Genomic DNA, 17,496 nt, shown 5'->3' with positions numbered 1-17,496 from the left:
GATCCCATTAATCTTCAGGAACCGTGTTTGGCCTCGGGTTTGAGGCTCTGCGCCAGCTCGACCATCTGCACGAACTCGGCACGCAGCCCGAACGGATCATCGCCCCGGGCGGAACGGGCCAACTGAGCGGTGTCCTTCAAACTCATCGACCCAGTGTAGCGTCCCTCGCCCTTGAGCTGCTGCGCAAAAGCCGCCACCGCCGCCGAGAAACGCAGGTCATCGCTGGCCTTGCCTTCGCCCTGCGCACTGGTGATGGGATGTTCGATCAGTCGGCTGCTGCCGCCTTCAGCGGTTTTGTAGCGTACCCGCACCATTGCCAGCTCATCGGCCTTGCCCTCTTGCTTGGGCTGCGGGCTGGCATAGCGCAGCGGCTCCAGCCAACCCTGCTCCCCTTTCGGCACGATTTCATACAACGCCGTCACCGTGTGCCCGGCACCGATTTCGCCGGCGTCGATCTTGTCGTTGCTGAAATCCTCACGTTTCAGCCCGCGGTTCTCATAACCCAACAGGCGATACTCGCTGACCTGGGCGGGGTTGAACTCCACTTGCAACTTCACATCCCGCGCCACCACCGCCAGGGTCGAGCTGAGCTGGTCCACCAACACCTTGCGTGCTTCGAGCAGGTTGTCGATGTAGGCGTAGTTGCCGTCGCCGGCGTCGGCCAGTTGCTCCATCAGGCGTTCGTTGTAGTTATCCACACCGAAACCCAGGGTCGTCAGGGATACGCCACTTTTACGCCGGTCCACTGCCATCTGCTTGAGGCTGTCGAAATCACTGACGCCGACGTTGAAGTCGCCGTCGGTGGCCAGCAGGATGCGGTTGATGCCTTTGTCGATAAAGCTCTCCCGCGCCATCTGGTAAGCCATTTCGATACCCGAGGCGCCTGCGGTGGAACCGCCGGCGTCGAGCTGATCGATGGCATTGCGGATTTTCACCTTGTCGCGACCCGAGGTCGGCTTGAGCACCACCCGGGACTCACCGGCATAGGCCACCAGGGACACTCGGTCCTGATCGCGCAATTGGTCAACCAGCAATTTCAACGTGCCCTTGACCAGCGGCAGGCCTTCGCGACGGTCCATCGAACCGGAGACGTCCACCAGGAACACCAGGTTGGCCGGCGCCAGGTCCGCCACGGCGCGGTCGGAAGCCTTGATGCCGATGCGCAGCAAACGGGTGTGAGGGTTCCACGGCGACGGCGCCACTTCGGTGGTCACGCCAAAAGGCGAACCATCGGTGGGCAGCGCGTAGGTGTAGGGAAAGTAGTTGACCATCTCCTCCAGCCGCACAGCGCCCTCGGGCGGCAGGCTGCCTTGGGTGAGGTAACGTCGCACATTGGCGTAGCTGCCGGTGTCGACATCCACGCTGAAGGTCGACACCGGTTTCTGCGCAACGCTGCGGACGGGATTGCCTGGCAAGTTTTCATATCGCTCCCCGGGCGCGCTGCGGTAACGCGTGACGGCATCATCGTCCATCACCAGATACGAGCCAATCGTCATTGGCACGTCCATGCGCTTGAACCGGGGCTGCATGGGGGCGATCTCGCGTTGCGGTCCAGGCTTTGCGGGCGCGGCGGCGGGCTCGGCGGTAACGGCAGTCTCTCGGGACGAAGACAACCCACAGCCCGCCAGCGCCACCAATAAGGTCACGGTGAAGCCCTGGGCTGCAGGACGAAGAAATGGACGGGGACGGGACATGGGGCTGAACCTCGTGAGTGGATGATCCGTTCACAAGCTCAGACGAGGAGGATTTGCGGTTCGGGTTAACGATGGCAAAATTTTTTTGGGGGTACTGAAACAGCAGCGCCTGGTCACCCTAGATGTCCAGGCGCAAGACACGACTAGCGAGACGGAATGGCTTGCAGATCATCGACGATAAAGCGGCTCAACACGCCGGTATAGTAACCCTCCACATCGGAGTTACCCTTGTTGGTCAGCGCGCCCAGCATGCTCTTCATGTTCTGCATTTGCCCTATCGCGCCGCCAGGCATCAACCCCTCACGGGCCTGGGCAAAGTGCAACACTTCGGCGCCGGCCTTCTTCACCTTGACCTGATAGCTGAAATCGACGCTGGCAAGGTACGTACCGTCGGCGACGACCTTGTTCATGAAGCCGCCCTGGGTGTCCTGGATGCGGCGCGCGTAAACGGTGTTTACATCCAGCAGGTAGTCCGCTGTTTCCCGGCTGGAGGCATAGCGGTTGGCATCGAGCAGGCGCAGGACCAGATCGCCGTTCAATTGCTCGCGAACGGTTTCGTCAGGCAGGAAGCGTTCATTCTTGCCGACGACTTCAACGTTGAAGGTATCGATCCAGTAAGTGGCGGTCTTGGGGATCGCTACCGGCGCGGGAGAAATGTAGTAATCGGGCTTGGAGGCACAGCCCGCCAGGAGGCAGAGGGCCAGGAATGTGGCAAAAAAGCGCATATCCGAATTCGTCCTTGAAGAGTTGATTGTAAAGCGCGGCGGATTTTACGGAGTCTGGAAGGCTTCTCAAGCTGTTTTGTTGTTTACGCGACTGTGCTGCCCTGACGACCTTCCCACAGAAGCCAAAAGCCCCGGTCGTGATGGACCTGAGCTTTGGTTGGCACATGACTCACAACAGGAAGATCCGATCATTCGATGCCGATTTCCACCACCGTTTTTCCTTGCCCGCGTCCTTCGGTCACTTGCACAAACGCGTCGTTGACCTCGTCCAGGCTAAACCGCCGCGGATCCACCCTGATCCGCAATTTCCCCGCCTCTACCAGCCCTGCCGCCTCCCGCAAGATCTGGCCATGGCGCTCGCGTCCCTTGCCGGTCAGCAAGGGCATCAAGGTAAATACGCCGGAATAGCTCGCGCCACGAAACGACAATGGCGCCAGACTGTGTTGCCCCCAGCCCAGGCAACTTAGGACGTGGCCGGTGTAGGTCCTCACGGCGTTGAACGACGCGTCCAGGGTCGGGCCGCCGACCGTGTCATAAACGATGTCGAAGCCCTCGCCCTCGGTGTGCAGGCGTACATAGCTGTCGGTGTCCTCGGATCGGTAGTCAATGGCCGTCGCGCCCAGTTCGCGGATGAAATCCAGGCTGTCGATCGAACCGGTGGCATAGACCTCGGCACCCCGTGCCCTGGCAATCTGCACAGCCATTTGGCCAACACCGCCCGCGCCACCATGGATCAGCACTTGCTGGCCGGCCCGGACATTGGCACGATCCACCAGCCCTTCCCAAGCCGTGATGAAGACCAGCGGCAGTGCCGCTGCTTCCCGCATGCTCAGTGAAGCGGGCTTGGGGGCGATCAGGCGAGCATCGACGGCAATGTATTCGGCCAGGGCACCTTGTGCACCACCGATACCGCCCGCCATGCCGAATACCTCCTCGCCGGGGATAAAGTCATGCACGCCTTCCCCCAGCTCAAGAACTGTCCCGGCCAGGTCAATCCCCAATACAGCAGGCAGCGGCTGACGAGCATGGGCACCACCTCCTGCCGCGATCTTGGTATCCAGCGGGTTGATCCCTACAGCTTGAACCTTGATCAGGACCTGTCCCTTGCCCGGAACAGGCCGGGGAATAGAGCGGACGACCAGTGGCGCCTGGGCAACTTCGGCGATGGCAGCGGACATGGTGTTGTTCATGACGGGTAAACCTCCAATGGGTGGGTAGGTTTATATTGCGAGCGCCGGGCTATTCCGATAAGTAAGCAAGAATGGATAGGATTTATTCCTCATAAAGGCCAAATCCCATGGATCTGTTCGAGGCAATGCAGGTGTTCGTACGGGTGGTGGAGCGCGGCTCGTTCTCGGCCGTCGCCAGGGAACTGAACCTGGGTCAACCAGCGGTCAGCAAGCAGATCAGCGGATTGGAGAAACACCTGGGTGGGGCGCTGTTTGCCCGCAGCACCCGCCATCTGGCGTTGACCGACCAAGGCCAGCGCTTCTACGCCCAAAGCAAGGAAATCCTCGCCAACCTGGACACTGCAAGGCTCAGTTTCGCCAGCGGACAGGAGCAGGTTGCCGGCCCTCTGCGCGTGGCGGCGCCGGTGAGTTTCGGACGGTTATGCATTGCGCCTTTGCTGGGGGACTTCCTGGCGCGTCATCCACAGGTTCGGATCGACCTGAGGCTGAGCGATCAACATGAGGATGTGCTGAAGGAAAATATCGACGTGGCCATCCGTATCGGCGGGATCAAAAACGAAGGGCTGGTAGCCCTGAAGCTCGGCGAAAGCACACGCCGGGTGTATGCCTCCCCCGCCTACTTGCAACGGCATGGCACGCCACTCGAACCGTCCGACCTGAGCCGCCATAACTGTTTGGGGTTTACCCTGCTGGAACATTATGACGCCTGGCAATTCGACCACCATGGCGAGCAACATCACGTGACGATCAAGGGCAACGTCACCAGCAACAGCAGCGAAGCGATCCGGGAAATGGTGCTTGCCGGGTTAGGGCTTTCGCTTTCGCCACAGTGGTTGTTCGCCGCCGATGTTCACCAGGGAACCGTGACCAACGTGCTTGCCCATTACCTGCCGATGGCATTGCCCATCCACGCGGTATTCAGTCAGGACCGACGCCGCTCGGCACGTACCCGGGCGTTTGTGGACTTCTTGCGTGAACACCTTTGAAGGCTGGACCTGCAGAGGCGCCTGAGCAGGACTAGGCGTCACACGCCAATGAAGGCTGCGCCGACTTCATGGGACGTCGCGAGAAAAACAGCGCCGCCGCGACACCCACCGCCCCCATCACCACGCTATACCCCACGCACACCCACGGACTCCAAGGCACCAGCGCGATCAGCACCAGCGGCGTGACACTGGCCCACAGCGCATAGGCGATGTTGTAGGTGAACGAGATGCCGGAGACGCGGATCTTCGGCGGAAACAGGTTGACCATCACCGAAGGCACCGCGCCGACCACGCCGCAACCCAGGCCGGCCACGGCGTAGGCCAGGCCCAGCCAGGCACCGCCGTTGATCAGGCTGGCGTAGAGCACGAAGATGCCCAGGGGCAGCAACACGCTGTAGAGCATGACCGTGCGCCAGGCGCCGATGCGGTCGACGATGAGGCCGGCCAGGACACAGCCGATGTTCAGGAAGACGATGCCCAGGCTGCTCAAGGCGAAGGTCTGGCCAGGCGTCATGCCGAAGCTTTTCTGCATCACGGTCGGGGTAATGACTACGAACACCACCACGGCGGAGGTCAGCACACAAGTCAGAATGGCGGCGGGTAGCAAGGCATGCCGATGCTCCCGCAGCACCGTGCGCAACGGCAGTTCCGCTGCGCCTTCGCGGTTGGCTTGCAAGGCCATGAAGATTGGTGTTTCGCTCAACCAGCGCCGCAACCAGACGCCGATGACGCCGAAGACTCCGCCCAGCAGGAAAGGCATGCGCCAGGCGTAATCGAGGATTTCCGTTGGGGTGTAGATACGGGCCAGCGCCGTGGCGGTCAGCGCGCCGAGCAGGTAGCCGAAGGTCAGCCCGGCCTGGAGGAAGCCCAAGGCGTAGCCACGATGGTGGAGCGGGGCATGTTCGGCCACGAACACCCAGGCGCTCGGCACCTCACCCCCCACCGCCGCGCCCTGCAGGATACGCAGCGCCAACAGCAGCAACGGTGCGAAATAACCGATTTGTGCGTAGGTCGGCATCACGCCGATGAGCAGGCATGGCAAGGCCATCATCAGGATGCTCAGGCTGAATACCCGCTTGCGTCCCAGGCGATCAGCGAAGTGTGCCATGAGGATGCCGCCCAGTGGCCGCGCCAGGTAGCCAGTGGCGAAAATCCCGAAGCTTTGCAGCAAGCGCAGCCAGTCGGGCATTTCCGGTGGGAAGAACAACTGGCTGAGGGTCAGGGCGAAGAAAACGAAGATGATGAAATCGTAGATCTCCAACGCCCCGCCCAAGGCGGCAAGCCCCAGGGTCTTGTAGTCGGACCGGCTGAACCGGTCGCCTGGCGGATGGGTGATGGCTGTCATGGGCAGATTTGAATATCAGGTTGTTGAAAGGGCGGGGGGATGGGAATCCCCTCGCCACAAAGGCTCACAGGGAGAGAGATCAGCGGTGGTAACGCCGCACGACGCTGCTGTTGCGCAACACGTGGCCGTTGATCTTTTCCATCAGCTGGGCACGGGTCAGTCCCGCGGGCAACGCATCCGGTGGCAGGTCCAGGGCGAAGAGCTGGATCAGGTAGTGATGAGCGCTGTCGCCGATGGGTGGGCAAGGACCGATGTAACCACGGGTATTCTTGCTGTTGATACCGCTCATGCCTTCCAGCGTGGACTTGCTGCCCGCCCCGGTCGGTATTTGCCGCGTAGTGGCCTTGATACCGTAATGAACCCAATGGTCCACGCCCTGACCCCTTTGGCCATCCGGATCCAGCATGACGATGGCGTAGCTGAGGGTGCCCGGTGGGCCGGCATTCCAGCTCAAGGCAGGGGAAATGTTCTTGCCCCCGCAATTGTTGGCATCACTGGCGGCCGCAGCGGTGAAAAGACGGTCATCCGACACGCCGGGGATGTTGAGGGTGAAGCGCTCGTCAGCCTGGGCAGCCCCTTGTGCGCACAGCATCAGGGTGAAGGCTGCCAGCCAGGGAGTGAGGGAAGTCAATCGGGTCATACCGGGCACCTTATGCGGGTCAGGCCATGGACGGCCTGCGCACTATAGCCCCAGCTTCGCCCGGGTTGCAGTGACAATTATGATGAACCTCACTCCAATCAGCCGACTCCAACGAGAAACGCCTGCCGGAGGACCGACCATGCCCTTGCATCAAGTCGCCCGCTTCACGGATGTACGCGAAGACCGCGGCCTCGAAGTCAAGATCAACGAAACGCCCATCGTGCTGCTGCGCACCGGCGATCAGGTACGCGCCTTCCAAGGCAAATGCCCGCACGCCGGTGCGCCGCTGGCCAAGGGTGCGGTGTGTCACGGACGGCTGATCTGTCCCTGGCACAAGGCGGCATTTCGGGCTGAAGACGGCGCCCTGTGCGAACCGCCGGCCCTCGACAGTCTGGAGCGCTACCACGTCGAGGTGCGCGACGGCGACATCTGGGTCGATGATCAACCGCTGCCCGCCGAGAAAATCCCGCCGGCCGACGACCCACGCGCCTTTGTCATCGTCGGTGCCGGGGCAGCCGGTACGGCATGCGCTGCGGCATTGCGCGATAAAGGCTTCGGCGGCCGGATCCAGATGATCGATCGCGAGCCCGACGCCGGGTATGACCGTACAGTGCTGAGCAAATACGTCCTGGCCGGTGACATGACCGTCGACGAGACCCCCGCACTGCGTGATGAAACTTACTTCACCCAGCAACGCATCGAACGGATTCACGGCGAGGTCATCGGTCTGGATAGCGCCTCTCGCCAGATTCGCCTGGCCGACGGGCAGACGCTGAGCTACGACGCAGCCCTGATTGCCACTGGCGGAACGCCCAAGACCCCGGAGCTGCCGGGCATCGATTTGCCCCAGGTGTTCGTGCTGCGCTCGATGGAGCACGCAAGGCACATCCTCGACAGTGCCCGGCCGGGGCAACGGGCGGTGATTATCGGTGACAGTTTCATTGCCATGGAAGTCGCCTCGTCGCTGCGCAAACGGGAGCTGAGCGTCACTGTCCTGGCCCGGCATCCCGTGCCGTTCGCGGCGCAGTTGGGCGACAGCGTCGGCCAGGCCATCCTCGCCCGGCATCGAGCCAACGGCGTGGTGTATCACAGCGAGGGCGAAGCGGCGCGCATCGAAGGTGCCGGCACGGTTGAGGCCGTGGTGCTGGATAACGGCCAGCGCTTTGCGGCGGACCTGGTGATTGTCGGGATCGGCGTGCGCCCGGCCACCGAACCGTTCGCCGATTTGCCACGGCAAGAAGACCAGTCGTTGGCCGTCAACGCCGGCATGCGCGTGACCGATGGCGTATGGGCCGTCGGTGATATCGCGACCTTTCCTCTCAACGGCCAGCCCCGGCGAATCGAACATTGGCGCCTGGCCCAGCAACAGGCCCGGATCGCAGCCGCGAATATGCTCGGTGGTGAAGAACATTACCTGGATGTGCCGTTTTTCTGGACCTATCACTTCGGCAAACGCTACGACTACCTCGGCCATGCCGAACAATGGGATGAGGTGCAGTTCAAGGGCACCCCCGAGCATCCGCCCTTCATTGGTCTGTTGGGCAAGGATGGCCTGGTTGCCGCGGCTGTGGCCTGCGATGAAGGCCGAGCCATGGCGGCGCTGGCCCAACGCATGAAACAACCGCTGCCGGTGGACGAGGCGTGGCGGTTGATCCGGGATTTTTCAAGCGCCTGACCTATCGCCTTCGCGAGCAGGCTCGCTCCCACATTAAGCTGCGTTGCCTACAAACTTGGGCTCACACCAATCCCTGTGGGAGCGAGCCTGCTCGCGAAGGCGTCGACGGCCTCTACATCGAATGATCGGCCGGCAGCTGGATAACCCGCGTCGGCTCAAACGGCGCCAGGGGCGGCGGTTGCAGTTCCTTGCTCAGCACATGAAAGTGCGGCACGACATGGCTGATGTCACCCTCCTGGTTGTTATGGATGATTTTGGAGCCCGGCCGGCGCAGGGTGTCCAGGCGCTCGTCAGTCAGTTTGAAACTGTCGCTCAAACCCTGATCGTCGACGACCGGCGCTGGCAATCGACGCTGGGCGAAGCTTCGACTCTTGCGCTGCTGATAACGCGCCCAGGCAATCAGGATGACCGCGTTGACCAGTGCCACCCAACCGTAGATCTGCAACGTCCCGAGGGTATCCAGCCACGTTCCGCCGAAGCGCGGCCCGGCGTGACTGTCGAACAGCGGCCAGAGCCCATTGACCAGCAGGTACAGCAGCCCAACCCATGCCAGCACCGTGAAGAACACATCGATGAGCACCAGAAAAGGCCTTTGCCGGGTCCTGATAATTTTCATCGGATCACTTCCTCTTCGTCATCACCAAACGGTTTGATACCCCGATCCGGGCTGACCCAGCGCGCACGCTTCTGATGCTGCCCGAACAAGACCTTCGGAAAACTCACCAGGGTGGTGAACAGGCTGATCAACCAGAACACCAACGGGTACCAGACCACCCAGAACATGATGTGCCACAGGCCTTTTTCATAACGGCGATCGATGAGGATGCTCACCGCGAATTGGACCAGGCACACCACCGCCAGCAACAGGCCGGTGAAGGCCGGCGGCATCAAATGATCGACCGCGATGGCCGCCGGCATCTCGACGAATTTACCCGCGCCCCAGAACACCACCGACAGCAGGAACGTGAACGCCCACCCCGTGGACAGGCAATATTCGAACAGCAGCGGCCACAGGTAGCGATGACGGTATTGCCAGATGCCGCGGATGTTCTTGAACAGCACCTCGGCACCACCCTGGGCCCAGCGCAGCCGTTGCCGCCACAGGCCGCGCAAGGTTTCGGGCATGAGGATCCAGCACAGCGCACGGGGTTCGTAGAAGATGCTCCAATGGTCCAGTTGCAGCTTCCAGCTGATGTCGATGTCTTCGGTGATCATGTCCGGGCTCCAGTAGCCGACCCTGTGCAGGGCCGTGCGACGGAAGGCGACGATCACGCCGGAGACGGTGAAGATCCGTCCAAAGACCCGCTGGGTGCGCTTGATCAGGCCGATGATTGAGGAGAACTCGCCGACCTGGACCCGACCCACCAATGTCGAGCGGGTACGGATACGCGGGTTGCCGGTCACGGCGCCAAGACGGGCATTCTCGAGCATCGGCGCCACCAAGTAGGCGCAGGTATTGGGCGCCAGCAGTGCGTCGCCATCAATGCACACCAGGTATTCGCTGCGAGCCGCAATGGCGCCCATGCGCAAAGCCACGGCCTTGCCCTGGTTTTCCGCCAGGTGCAGGATCCGCAGGCGCGGATCTTCCAGCGCCAATAGATCGAGGACCTGGCCGGTGTTGTCCTTGGAGCCATCGTTGATGGCGATGACTTCGATGTTCGGGTAATGCTGGCCCAGCGCCGCGTGAATGGTGTCGGCGACGTTGTCGCCCTCATTGAAGCAAGGCACCAGGATGCTGATCAGCGGCTCGCCGGCCAGGGCCGGCGGCAGGGTGTCGTCCTTCCACGGCCAGTGGCGCTCCCAGTGCAGCCAGAAATACAGGCCACCGGCGATCCACAGGCCGGACATGAACAGCGGGTAGAAGAACACGAAGTCCATCAGGAATTGCCCAGTGACCAGGAAGATCAGGCCCAGGGGCACTCCAAGGACGATCGCCAGCACCAGCAGAGCGAGCAGTCTGTCGAGCATGTCAAGGATTCCACTTGTTGGAGAGCGCCGGCCGCACGGTTTTCACCGCGGGCTGGTCTTCGATGAAGTTGTCCGGGTAGTAGCCGAAACTGGTCGCACCCTGGCGCTTGAGGCGCCCCATCCAGTCGGCCAGTTGTTCACCCTCGATATCGCTGGCCGGCTTGCTGTCCCAGTCACGGGCCTGCAATTCGAACACCGTGCGCTTGAGGGCACCGGGGCGGGCCTTGACGGTCTGGACCAGGCGCTCCAGCCATGGGCCGGACTGCGCGCGGGTCTGTTTCTCCATCAACGGCATGGCCATCGGTGCCGTCCAGTCATAAGCACCGAGGAAGTCGTCGAGGTTCTGGGCGAACCAGGCTTCGCTGTCGGGATTGAGCATCGGTTCGGCAAAAATATTGCGCGCCGTCAGCACCTGTGGACCACGAATCGCCCGGACCTTGGCGGTGAGCTCACGGGTGAAATCGATCAAGTAGCGGCTCTTGAAGCGGGTCCAGCGTTGCATCGCTGCCGGGTCTTCACGCAGGGCGGCGATGGACGTCGGCAGGCCATTGGCGGCGTAGACTTTCAGGGCCGCGGGACCGGCATCCTCGAAGTCGGAGAACACGGCGTCGTCGTGGTACAGAACCCCGTCCACTGAGCTCAACCGCGCCAGGTCTTCGTAGATTTCGCCGATGACTTTGCGCACGTTCGGATCGAACGGCGACAAGCGCACGTACTGGTCCGGGGCGATGCCAGTCCTGCCGGTTTCCGGATCCCAGCGCTGCACTCGCGGCAGCTTCGCATCCAGGGCAAAACTGAGCACCGGCATCCAGGCATAGACCTTGGCATTGGCCCGTGTGCGCAACTGCCAGGCGACCCGGTCGAACAGATCGGCCCGTACCGGCAAGTGACGGTTGGGGAAGTACAGCGAACGCACCAAGCCATCGCCTTTTGGATCGGCGAAGGCCTGCAGGAATACCGTGTTGGCGCCCAGGTCATAGATGCGCTGGATCAACTTGCCGACGTTGGCTTCCTGCTGCACAGGGTCGGGGTCGTAAACGTAATCCAGGTCGACATGGACCACCCGCATCGGGTCGTTCGTCTGCACGGAAACAATGCTTTCGGCGAAATGCGCGCCATCCGGATCGGAGGCCACCAAAAACCGCGGCCCGCTCATCAGGTTACCGAGGCTGTCGAGGCCGTCCTCCAGGGTCAGGGCCATTTTATAACCCTCGCTGTCGATCACCTGCAGCGCGGTGCCATCGGCTTCCCCGTAAGGCCATACCCAGATTCGCGGACGGTAACCGGTGACCTTGCGGATTTTCTCGGAGATCGACGCCACGTCCTTGCGCAGGCGAGCCTGGAAATCGGCCTCGGTTTCATAGCGACCGGTGGCGGGATCGTAGCGCCGGGTAGTGGCCGCAGGTTGTTGGTTGCCTTGCGGGTTGGCGAGGATGCCTTTGTGATTGGCGTCGGTGTGGGCGGCGATCTCCACCAGACCCGATTTCGACACTTCGCGAATCTGCTCCCAGGTCAGGAATTCGGAACGCTTGCGCGGCACCCCGGCGAAATCCACCGGTTGGTCCAGCGGCGTATCGATCCAACTGCCCACCGGCGCCAGGATCGCCGGCCAGTTATAGGCGCGCAGGATCGGCATTACGCGGGTGTAGAAACTCGCATAGCCGTCGTCGAAGCTCAGCAGCACCGCACGCGGCGGCAGCTCGGGGCCGCCTTTACGGGCGTTGATGATCTGGTCCACGGTCACCGGCTGGTAGTTGTTTTCCCGCAGCCACGCCAGTTGCTCGATCAGTCGTTCGGTACGCACGGCCACCAGCGCCTGGTCCGGATCGAGGTCCTCGACGTCGTGATAGGCGATGCCGAGCACATGGTTCTTCGGCCACGGCTCATCGTTGGCCGCCAGGGAACGTTGCGAGGGCGGCGTGAATGCCGGGGCCTGCTGGGCACACGCGCTGATCAGCAAGACCCCCAGCAGAAGGATGAATCGCGAAATGACAGGCATTTTCAAACTCTTCTAGAAACGGTAGGTGAGGTCGACAAGCAGGCGCAGATCGCTTTCACGATCGCCATCGTAAGGGCGGTTGAGCCAGCTCAGCGTGGCACCGGCCTCGAGCACGTCGTTCCAGAGGAAACGCTGGCCGTACCCGAGCAGGCCCATGGCGCCGGTGCCGTGGTCGCGCTGGCTGTAGCTGCCGGCACCGACCTGGAATTGCTGGCTCCATGCGGTTTCGTAACGGCGATGCAGCACATGGTTGGCCGTGAGGGTCGGCATCACGCCGAGGTCCGACTTGGGGTTGAAATAGGGCACTTCGTTGGAGCCACTGTTGCGGCTGGCCGCTACCTCCAGACCCAGCTCCAGTTGCAGGCGCGGGGTGCTGTAGAGACCTTCGCGGCCGGTCAGCAGGGTTTCGAGACGGTTGTTGCCATCGCTGAAGTGGGACGGGCTGACCGTCAATCGCCATTCGCGGCTTTCATGGGCTCGCCAGCGGATGAAACCGCTGCCGCCATTGGCGCGAATGCCGCTGTTGAGGGCACGCAGCGGCGTGTTGGCCGAGAGGTAATCCAGGCTGCCGCCGTACTGCCAGTGATCATCGATATCCCGGGCCAACGCCACGCGCGCGCCCTGTTTGTCACCGGAGCCGTAGGCATGGTTGGAGACTTCCGCTTCCAGGGTCATGTCACGGCTGCGACGCTCCACACCCAGGCGCTGCCAGCGATGATGGCCGGTGCCTTCCTCGAAGTCGCCCGTGGCGTAGCCGACGCCGCCGAACAGCCGCCAGTCCTCGTCGATGGGTGGGCTATAGAGCAACGTTTCGACACCGAAGTCCCGACTGCCGGTCACCGCACCGGCATCGCCGTTGCCGCCGCCATAACTTTTGCCGGTGTAGGCCTCGATGCGCAACTCAGCCATGTCGTGCACATCGCGCTGGCGTTGCAAGCGTTTGACGTGGGCGTTTTCCGGGTAACGAGCAACAACATCGTCGGTCAGGACATCCAACTGCCGCCATTCCTGCAAATCCATGGCGGCGCGGGCCTGGGCGATTTCCAGGTCCCGGTTGCGCGGGGTGGTTGCCTCGACTTCCTTGAGCAGGTTTTCCGAACGGCGCGGCCAATCCCGGGCCTGATACAGATCAGCCTGGGCCAGCCGCAGGCCGATATTGCCGGGCCCTTGATTGACCAGGGTTTCCAGGCGCGCCTCCGCGGTAGGCAGATCGGCACCATAGGTCCCGGACTGGGCGGCGAGCAGTTGAGCATCCATCCACTCGTCGTTGGGGTTGCCGATTGGCAAGCCCTTGAGCTCGACTCGTGGATGCTGGGACTTCGCCAGGTCCTCGGCCAAGGCACGGGCTTCTTCGGATCTTTCGCTTTCCAGCAGCGCGTAATAGAGGGCGGTACTGTCTTCAAAGCGATCCGCGGCATCGGCGTCCGGTGCGCTCAGTACCCGTCGGTACAGGTCGACGGCGATCTCCGGCTCACGCTGCTCCAGGTAGGAGGACGCCACCCAGCGCAAGGCATAGGTGGGAATACTCACGCCTTCGGCGATCAACTTCTGGTACTCGGCAATCACTTCCGCCCGACGCGCCCGGGCGTTGAGCGCACCCATGCGGTCGATTCGCCAGCGAAGCACGTCATCATGGGCTTCGGGCACCGGCGTCCAGGTCGCGAGCAACTTATCGTAATCGGCCAGGGCACGATCAGCGATGACGAAGCGGTCCTTTTCGCTGCGACTGGCCATGTCCGCCAAGCGAACCCGCTCGGCCGCCACGTCGCCTTCCAGCCGCCGTTGCACGCCGCGGTCAATCAGACCCGGCTGAAGACGGGCCAGCCGCAATGCCGGCTCCGGCAGGCGTGCACGTTGCAGGGCATTGATGTATTCCCCGGCGATTTCGGGCCTGCTGCCAGCGTGCGAGAACGCCTGGTCGTATTCGAACAGCGCTTCGTGAGGGTTACCGGCGCGGGTCAAGGCATAGCCCAAGGCCATCCGACGCGTCGGGTCTTCAGGCTTCGCGGCGACCATGGCCCTTGCGCGAGCGACGGCTTCATCGGGCTTGCCGGCATCGGCCTGGGTCAAGGCCAGGCCGAGTTGCAGGTCAGGATTCTGGGGTTCGATCAGCAGCGCCTGGCGGTACAGCTCGGCGGCCGAATCCCAACGCCTGAGATTGCGGTAGGCACGAGCCGTTGCGCTCAGCGCCTGGACTGGCAGGTTGCGGTGGCGCCCCTGGGTTTCATAGACCTGCACCACTTCAGTATCGAGGCCGGCCCAACTGGCAATCTGCAGATAATCACTGGTCTGGGCGGCACTGGCCTGTCCGGCCGGTACCTGACGCAACAGGGTCAACGCAGGTGTGTAATGGCCGGCACGGGCGTCGAGCACCATCTGGTCATAGGCGGTATCGGCGAATGCGAAGGCCGGCCAGCACAACTGGCTGCACAACACGACGCCAAACAACGGGCGCAAACCGCATTGAATAAGAGGACCCACAGTACGCGGCATTCGTCAGCATCCTTACATGGCCAGCCGGGTCGCAGTGCCCCCTTGCCCATCAAACAGGAAGCCGGATCAAAGAAATCCAGCCAAGCTCTAATGGGCCTAGTCTTGCATCGCGGGGCGCTGCATTTTTGAGAACGCCACAATTCTTCAGATTCGATACAGATTCGGCTCCTATCGAAGGGCGAAAAAAAACCGGCCGTGCGCAAGGCACGGACCGGTTCCAGATGTTGCTAAACGCTGTTACTGAACGGCGACGCCGCCACCCACTTGATTCATCACAAACGTGGTGAATTCTTCGACCGTCATTTTCTTACCGTTGAAATCAACCTGATTATTGGCATAACGCAGCTTGGTCACCACATCGTTGCCTTCCAGGGTCGCCAGCTGCGTACCCACTGCCATGGCGCTGAACATATCGCTGGTGGCGAGGGCCTGATCCGCGATCAGTTTGGCGTCAGTCTGACCTTCCATCTGGGCTTGCACGGTCGCCAGGTCCACCAGCATCGGCTTGGACACTTTCACGTTGAATTCCAGCAGGGCGAGCAACTGACGACCCAGCTCATCAGGCGGCAGGTCCATCGATTGCGGCTTGGCCAGATCGACGACCAGGCTCGCACGGCTTTCACCGCTGGCGGTACTGAACGACAGATTCTCCAACGCGATCTGCGGGCCAGCGGCCAGGAGTTTTTCCAGGTCGGCCTTGACCTTCGCCTCTTCGGCCTCGGTCAGGTTCAGTTCCGGAGCGGGCTCGCCAGCTTCAGCGGCTTCGGCGGCGGCTTTTTCATAGGGTTGCAACTTGGCCTGATAAACCTGCATCAGCGACATGGTGGCGGGAATGTCGAGGTTCTTCGCGCTGATTGCCATCTGCGCGGCACCAATGGTCTTATCGTTGAACGACAATTCACCGATCTTGTAATCGGCACGCCCCGAAGCGCTGGTGCCGCTTTCGGTGCTGCTGTTTTTCATCTCGATATTCTTCAGGCCCACCACCGATTTCTGCTCACCGAAGCTGGCCTTGAGGTTGCTCAGAATCAGGGCGTTATCGCCCATGTAATAGCCGTAGGTGCTCTTGCTCAGGTTGCTGGCAAGGGTCAGGCCATTCAGTTCAACCAGTACCGGGCTCTGATCCTCCGCGACGCTGGTCAGCTTGAGGCTGTCCATGTAGCCGTCCGCCTTGATCTTCTGTGCCTGGGCATTGGCGGCCAGGTCGAGTTTCAGGCCGGAGAAGACGACCTGGGACTGCTCATCCAGCTTGGCGTCCAGCGGCAGCAATTCCAGCGTGCCGTTGACCGATTGGTCGTAACCCAGGTTGAACACACCTTTGACCGGCGACTTGTCCTTGGCGGCGGCGAACCATTTTTCGGTCAGCGGGGTCCGTTCGATTTCGGCATGACTGGTGGCCATGACCGGCAGCCACTTGAGGGTCATCAGACGGGAAAAAGGCAGCGGACCGTGTTCGATGTTGTCCACGACCAGCAGCTCCACCGCTTCGCCACCGAACATATCGCCTTCACCCTTGAGACGATAATGAGCGGTGCTGCTGAAGATCCCACGATCCAGCGAAACCAGTTCGATGGAGGACGAGCTGTTGGAGCCGGCCAAGGCAGTCACCATCTGCTTGTTACTTTCGGCAATGGCAGTTTGCAGCACGCCCTCAAGCTTGGTCCCGGTGTACCAGGCGCCGCCCGCACTGACAGCTCCGATCGCTACAACGATTCCCAAGAGTACGCTTGCTGATTTATTCATAAGTGACCCGATCGATATCCATGGTTGAAAAAGCCGTCGTCTTCCCTGACCCGCGAAGGGTATGGCTTGACGCCGTAAAGAGGGGGGGAGATTACCATCAGGCACCCTTGGGGGCCCAATGTTTAAAGGGGATAAAGCAAATTCTTGAGAGGTGGTCTACGAATATTGGACTTCAATTTCGTCCAGTTGATGGTCGAAAGTCCTGAGCCGTGCTGTCCAGGTGTACACCAGCACCTCGAAATCGCGGTTGATGACCGCCGCGCCCGATGACTCTGCACGAGGGTCGCAGAAATCCAACTGATAACGTTCACGGGCCATGGCATTGGCCACATCGCATAGCTCACGGGCATTGCTCAGCCAATGCCAGCCGTCCTGGGCGATTTGTTTGTCCAGAGCGGCACATTGGATTTTCAGGGCTTCGAGACTTTTTTCCAGCGGAGTGCCTGTGAGTTCACCCATGACCTCTTGGAAGGTACGACCAGGCTGCCAGTAGCTGCCCCAGAAATAACGATCGAACACCGTTTCGACGCGTCTTAATGCGACCTTGGTGTCCCAGATCAGCACCAGGGTCTTGCCCTGTCCCAGGTGTTTCTTCTTGATGCGTTGCCCTTGCAGCGACGCCCAGGCAACGACGGCGATGGATATCACGCCGATCAGCGCAGATGCACTGTCCAGGAATATCAGCGCTTTTTCGATCTGGTGAGTCAGCATGACGCCATAGAAATAAGTGGCCGAAAGCAGCACCAACGCCGCGATGGCGCACCAGAAACCGGGAACATAAGGGTTTTTCATTATTGGAATCCCCATGACCAGTGACGCATTGACGTCGCGGACTCCTTTTTTTGCCAGTCCCCGACACTCACAGCATAGCAACGGCCCCACGGTTTGCCGGGGTGTCGGCAGTAATCAGGGGCACGATCCGATTACCGGCCCAAAACGACAAAACCCCTGTCTGCGTCAGCAGACAGGGGTTCTGGGAATTCAATCTTGACGATGACCTACTCTCACATGGGGAAACCCCACACTACCATCGGCGAT

13 protein-coding genes are annotated in these 17,496 nt (G+C 61.5%); 2 read left to right on the top strand and 11 right to left on the bottom strand.

Annotated features, from left to right (window positions below; genetic code table 11):
• Positions 1-14 precede the first annotated feature (14 nt).
• From ACODTO_RS21510 to ACODTO_RS21500, 3 genes are all read right to left on the bottom strand, one after another.
• Positions 15-1,694: a vWA domain-containing protein gene (locus ACODTO_RS21510; RefSeq protein WP_175386613.1), complete on the bottom strand. Its 1,680-nt coding sequence runs from the start codon at positions 1,692-1,694 to the stop codon at positions 15-17.
• A gap of 143 nt (positions 1,695-1,837) precedes the next feature.
• Positions 1,838-2,419, bottom strand: coding sequence for a hypothetical protein (locus ACODTO_RS21505; protein WP_175386611.1), 582 nt, complete (start codon positions 2,417-2,419; stop codon positions 1,838-1,840).
• Positions 2,420-2,607: 188 nt separating this feature from the next.
• Entirely contained in the window at positions 2,608-3,609 is a 1,002-nt protein-coding gene (locus ACODTO_RS21500) for a zinc-dependent alcohol dehydrogenase family protein (RefSeq protein WP_489107021.1), read from the bottom strand.
• 107 nt (positions 3,610-3,716) lie between these two features.
• On the opposite strand from ACODTO_RS21500, the gene ACODTO_RS21495 reads away from it, so the two are divergent.
• Complete coding sequence (locus ACODTO_RS21495) at positions 3,717-4,595, top strand: LysR family transcriptional regulator (protein WP_139650264.1); 879 nt, start codon at positions 3,717-3,719, stop codon at positions 4,593-4,595.
• Positions 4,596-4,626: 31 nt separating this feature from the next.
• Here the strand turns inward: ACODTO_RS21495 and ACODTO_RS21490 are convergent, their stop codons facing one another.
• Entirely contained in the window at positions 4,627-5,940 is a 1,314-nt protein-coding gene (locus tag ACODTO_RS21490; protein ID WP_139650262.1) for an MFS transporter, read from the bottom strand.
• 79 nt (positions 5,941-6,019) lie between these two features.
• Entirely contained in the window at positions 6,020-6,580 is a 561-nt protein-coding gene (locus tag ACODTO_RS21485; protein ID WP_489107020.1) for a YbhB/YbcL family Raf kinase inhibitor-like protein, read from the bottom strand.
• A gap of 139 nt (positions 6,581-6,719) precedes the next feature.
• On the opposite strand from ACODTO_RS21485, the gene ACODTO_RS21480 reads away from it, so the two are divergent.
• Positions 6,720-8,255, top strand: a complete 1,536-nt coding sequence (locus tag ACODTO_RS21480; RefSeq protein WP_489107019.1) for an FAD-dependent oxidoreductase — start codon at positions 6,720-6,722, stop codon at positions 8,253-8,255.
• Between the two features lie 112 nt (positions 8,256-8,367).
• On the opposite strand, the gene pgaD is transcribed toward ACODTO_RS21480, so the two are convergent.
• The 6 genes from pgaD to ACODTO_RS21450 all read right to left on the bottom strand — a co-directional run bounded on the left by pgaD (position 8,368) and on the right by ACODTO_RS21450 (position 17,250).
• Complete coding sequence (gene pgaD / locus ACODTO_RS21475; RefSeq protein WP_139650256.1) at positions 8,368-8,871, bottom strand: poly-beta-1,6-N-acetyl-D-glucosamine biosynthesis protein PgaD; 504 nt, start codon at positions 8,869-8,871, stop codon at positions 8,368-8,370.
• Entirely contained in the window at positions 8,868-10,223 is a 1,356-nt protein-coding gene (gene pgaC, locus ACODTO_RS21470) for a poly-beta-1,6-N-acetyl-D-glucosamine synthase (RefSeq protein WP_175386601.1), read from the bottom strand. Before pgaC ends, pgaD begins: the two co-directional genes overlap by 4 nt.
• A gap of 1 nt (position 10,224) precedes the next feature.
• Positions 10,225-12,222, bottom strand: a complete 1,998-nt coding sequence (pgaB, locus tag ACODTO_RS21465; protein ID WP_489107018.1) for a poly-beta-1,6-N-acetyl-D-glucosamine N-deacetylase PgaB — start codon at positions 12,220-12,222, stop codon at positions 10,225-10,227.
• A gap of 12 nt (positions 12,223-12,234) precedes the next feature.
• The gene (gene pgaA / locus ACODTO_RS21460; RefSeq protein ID WP_489107017.1) at positions 12,235-14,715 is read right to left on the bottom strand and encodes a poly-beta-1,6 N-acetyl-D-glucosamine export porin PgaA; all 2,481 of its coding nucleotides are present in this window, start codon (positions 14,713-14,715) and stop codon (positions 12,235-12,237) included.
• Between the two features lie 237 nt (positions 14,716-14,952).
• The gene (locus ACODTO_RS21455; protein WP_139650249.1) at positions 14,953-16,458 is read right to left on the bottom strand and encodes a YdgA family protein; all 1,506 of its coding nucleotides are present in this window, start codon (positions 16,456-16,458) and stop codon (positions 14,953-14,955) included.
• Between the two features lie 156 nt (positions 16,459-16,614).
• Positions 16,615-17,250 carry an NADH:ubiquinone oxidoreductase subunit N gene (locus tag ACODTO_RS21450; protein ID WP_489107016.1) on the bottom strand — a complete coding sequence of 212 codons (636 nt, stop codon included), beginning with the start codon at positions 17,248-17,250 and terminating at the stop codon, positions 16,615-16,617.
• Positions 17,251-17,496: the final 246 nt, after the last annotated feature.

The organism is Pseudomonas sp. FG13, from assembly GCF_057809755.1.
The sequence above is the reverse complement of the archived record's forward strand: the minus strand, read 5'-3'. Positions and strand labels throughout refer to the sequence as shown.

What these genes read in the sequence shown, in the direction of transcription:
- ACODTO_RS21510 (WP_175386613.1), bottom strand. Translation starts at nt 1,694, where the DNA reads ATGTCCCGTCCCCGTCCATTTCTTCGTCCTGCAGCCCAGGGCTTCACC.
- ACODTO_RS21505 (WP_175386611.1), bottom strand. Translation starts at nt 2,419, where the DNA reads ATGCGCTTTTTTGCCACATTCCTGGCCCTCTGCCTCCTGGCGGGCTGT.
- ACODTO_RS21500 (WP_489107021.1), bottom strand. Translation starts at nt 3,609, where the DNA reads ATGAACAACACCATGTCCGCTGCCATCGCCGAAGTTGCCCAGGCGCCA.
- ACODTO_RS21495 (WP_139650264.1), top strand. Translation starts at nt 3,717, where the DNA reads ATGGATCTGTTCGAGGCAATGCAGGTGTTCGTACGGGTGGTGGAGCGC.
- ACODTO_RS21490 (WP_139650262.1), bottom strand. Translation starts at nt 5,940, where the DNA reads ATGACAGCCATCACCCATCCGCCAGGCGACCGGTTCAGCCGGTCCGAC.
- ACODTO_RS21485 (WP_489107020.1), bottom strand. Translation starts at nt 6,580, where the DNA reads ATGACCCGATTGACTTCCCTCACTCCCTGGCTGGCAGCCTTCACCCTG.
- ACODTO_RS21480 (WP_489107019.1), top strand. Translation starts at nt 6,720, where the DNA reads ATGCCCTTGCATCAAGTCGCCCGCTTCACGGATGTACGCGAAGACCGC.
- pgaD (WP_139650256.1), bottom strand. Translation starts at nt 8,871, where the DNA reads ATGAAAATTATCAGGACCCGGCAAAGGCCTTTTCTGGTGCTCATCGAT.
- pgaC (WP_175386601.1), bottom strand. Translation starts at nt 10,223, where the DNA reads ATGCTCGACAGACTGCTCGCTCTGCTGGTGCTGGCGATCGTCCTTGGA.
- pgaB (WP_489107018.1), bottom strand. Translation starts at nt 12,222, where the DNA reads ATGCCTGTCATTTCGCGATTCATCCTTCTGCTGGGGGTCTTGCTGATC.
- pgaA (WP_489107017.1), bottom strand. Translation starts at nt 14,715, where the DNA reads ATGCCGCGTACTGTGGGTCCTCTTATTCAATGCGGTTTGCGCCCGTTG.
- ACODTO_RS21455 (WP_139650249.1), bottom strand. Translation starts at nt 16,458, where the DNA reads ATGAATAAATCAGCAAGCGTACTCTTGGGAATCGTTGTAGCGATCGGA.
- ACODTO_RS21450 (WP_489107016.1), bottom strand. Translation starts at nt 17,250, where the DNA reads ATGAAAAACCCTTATGTTCCCGGTTTCTGGTGCGCCATCGCGGCGTTG.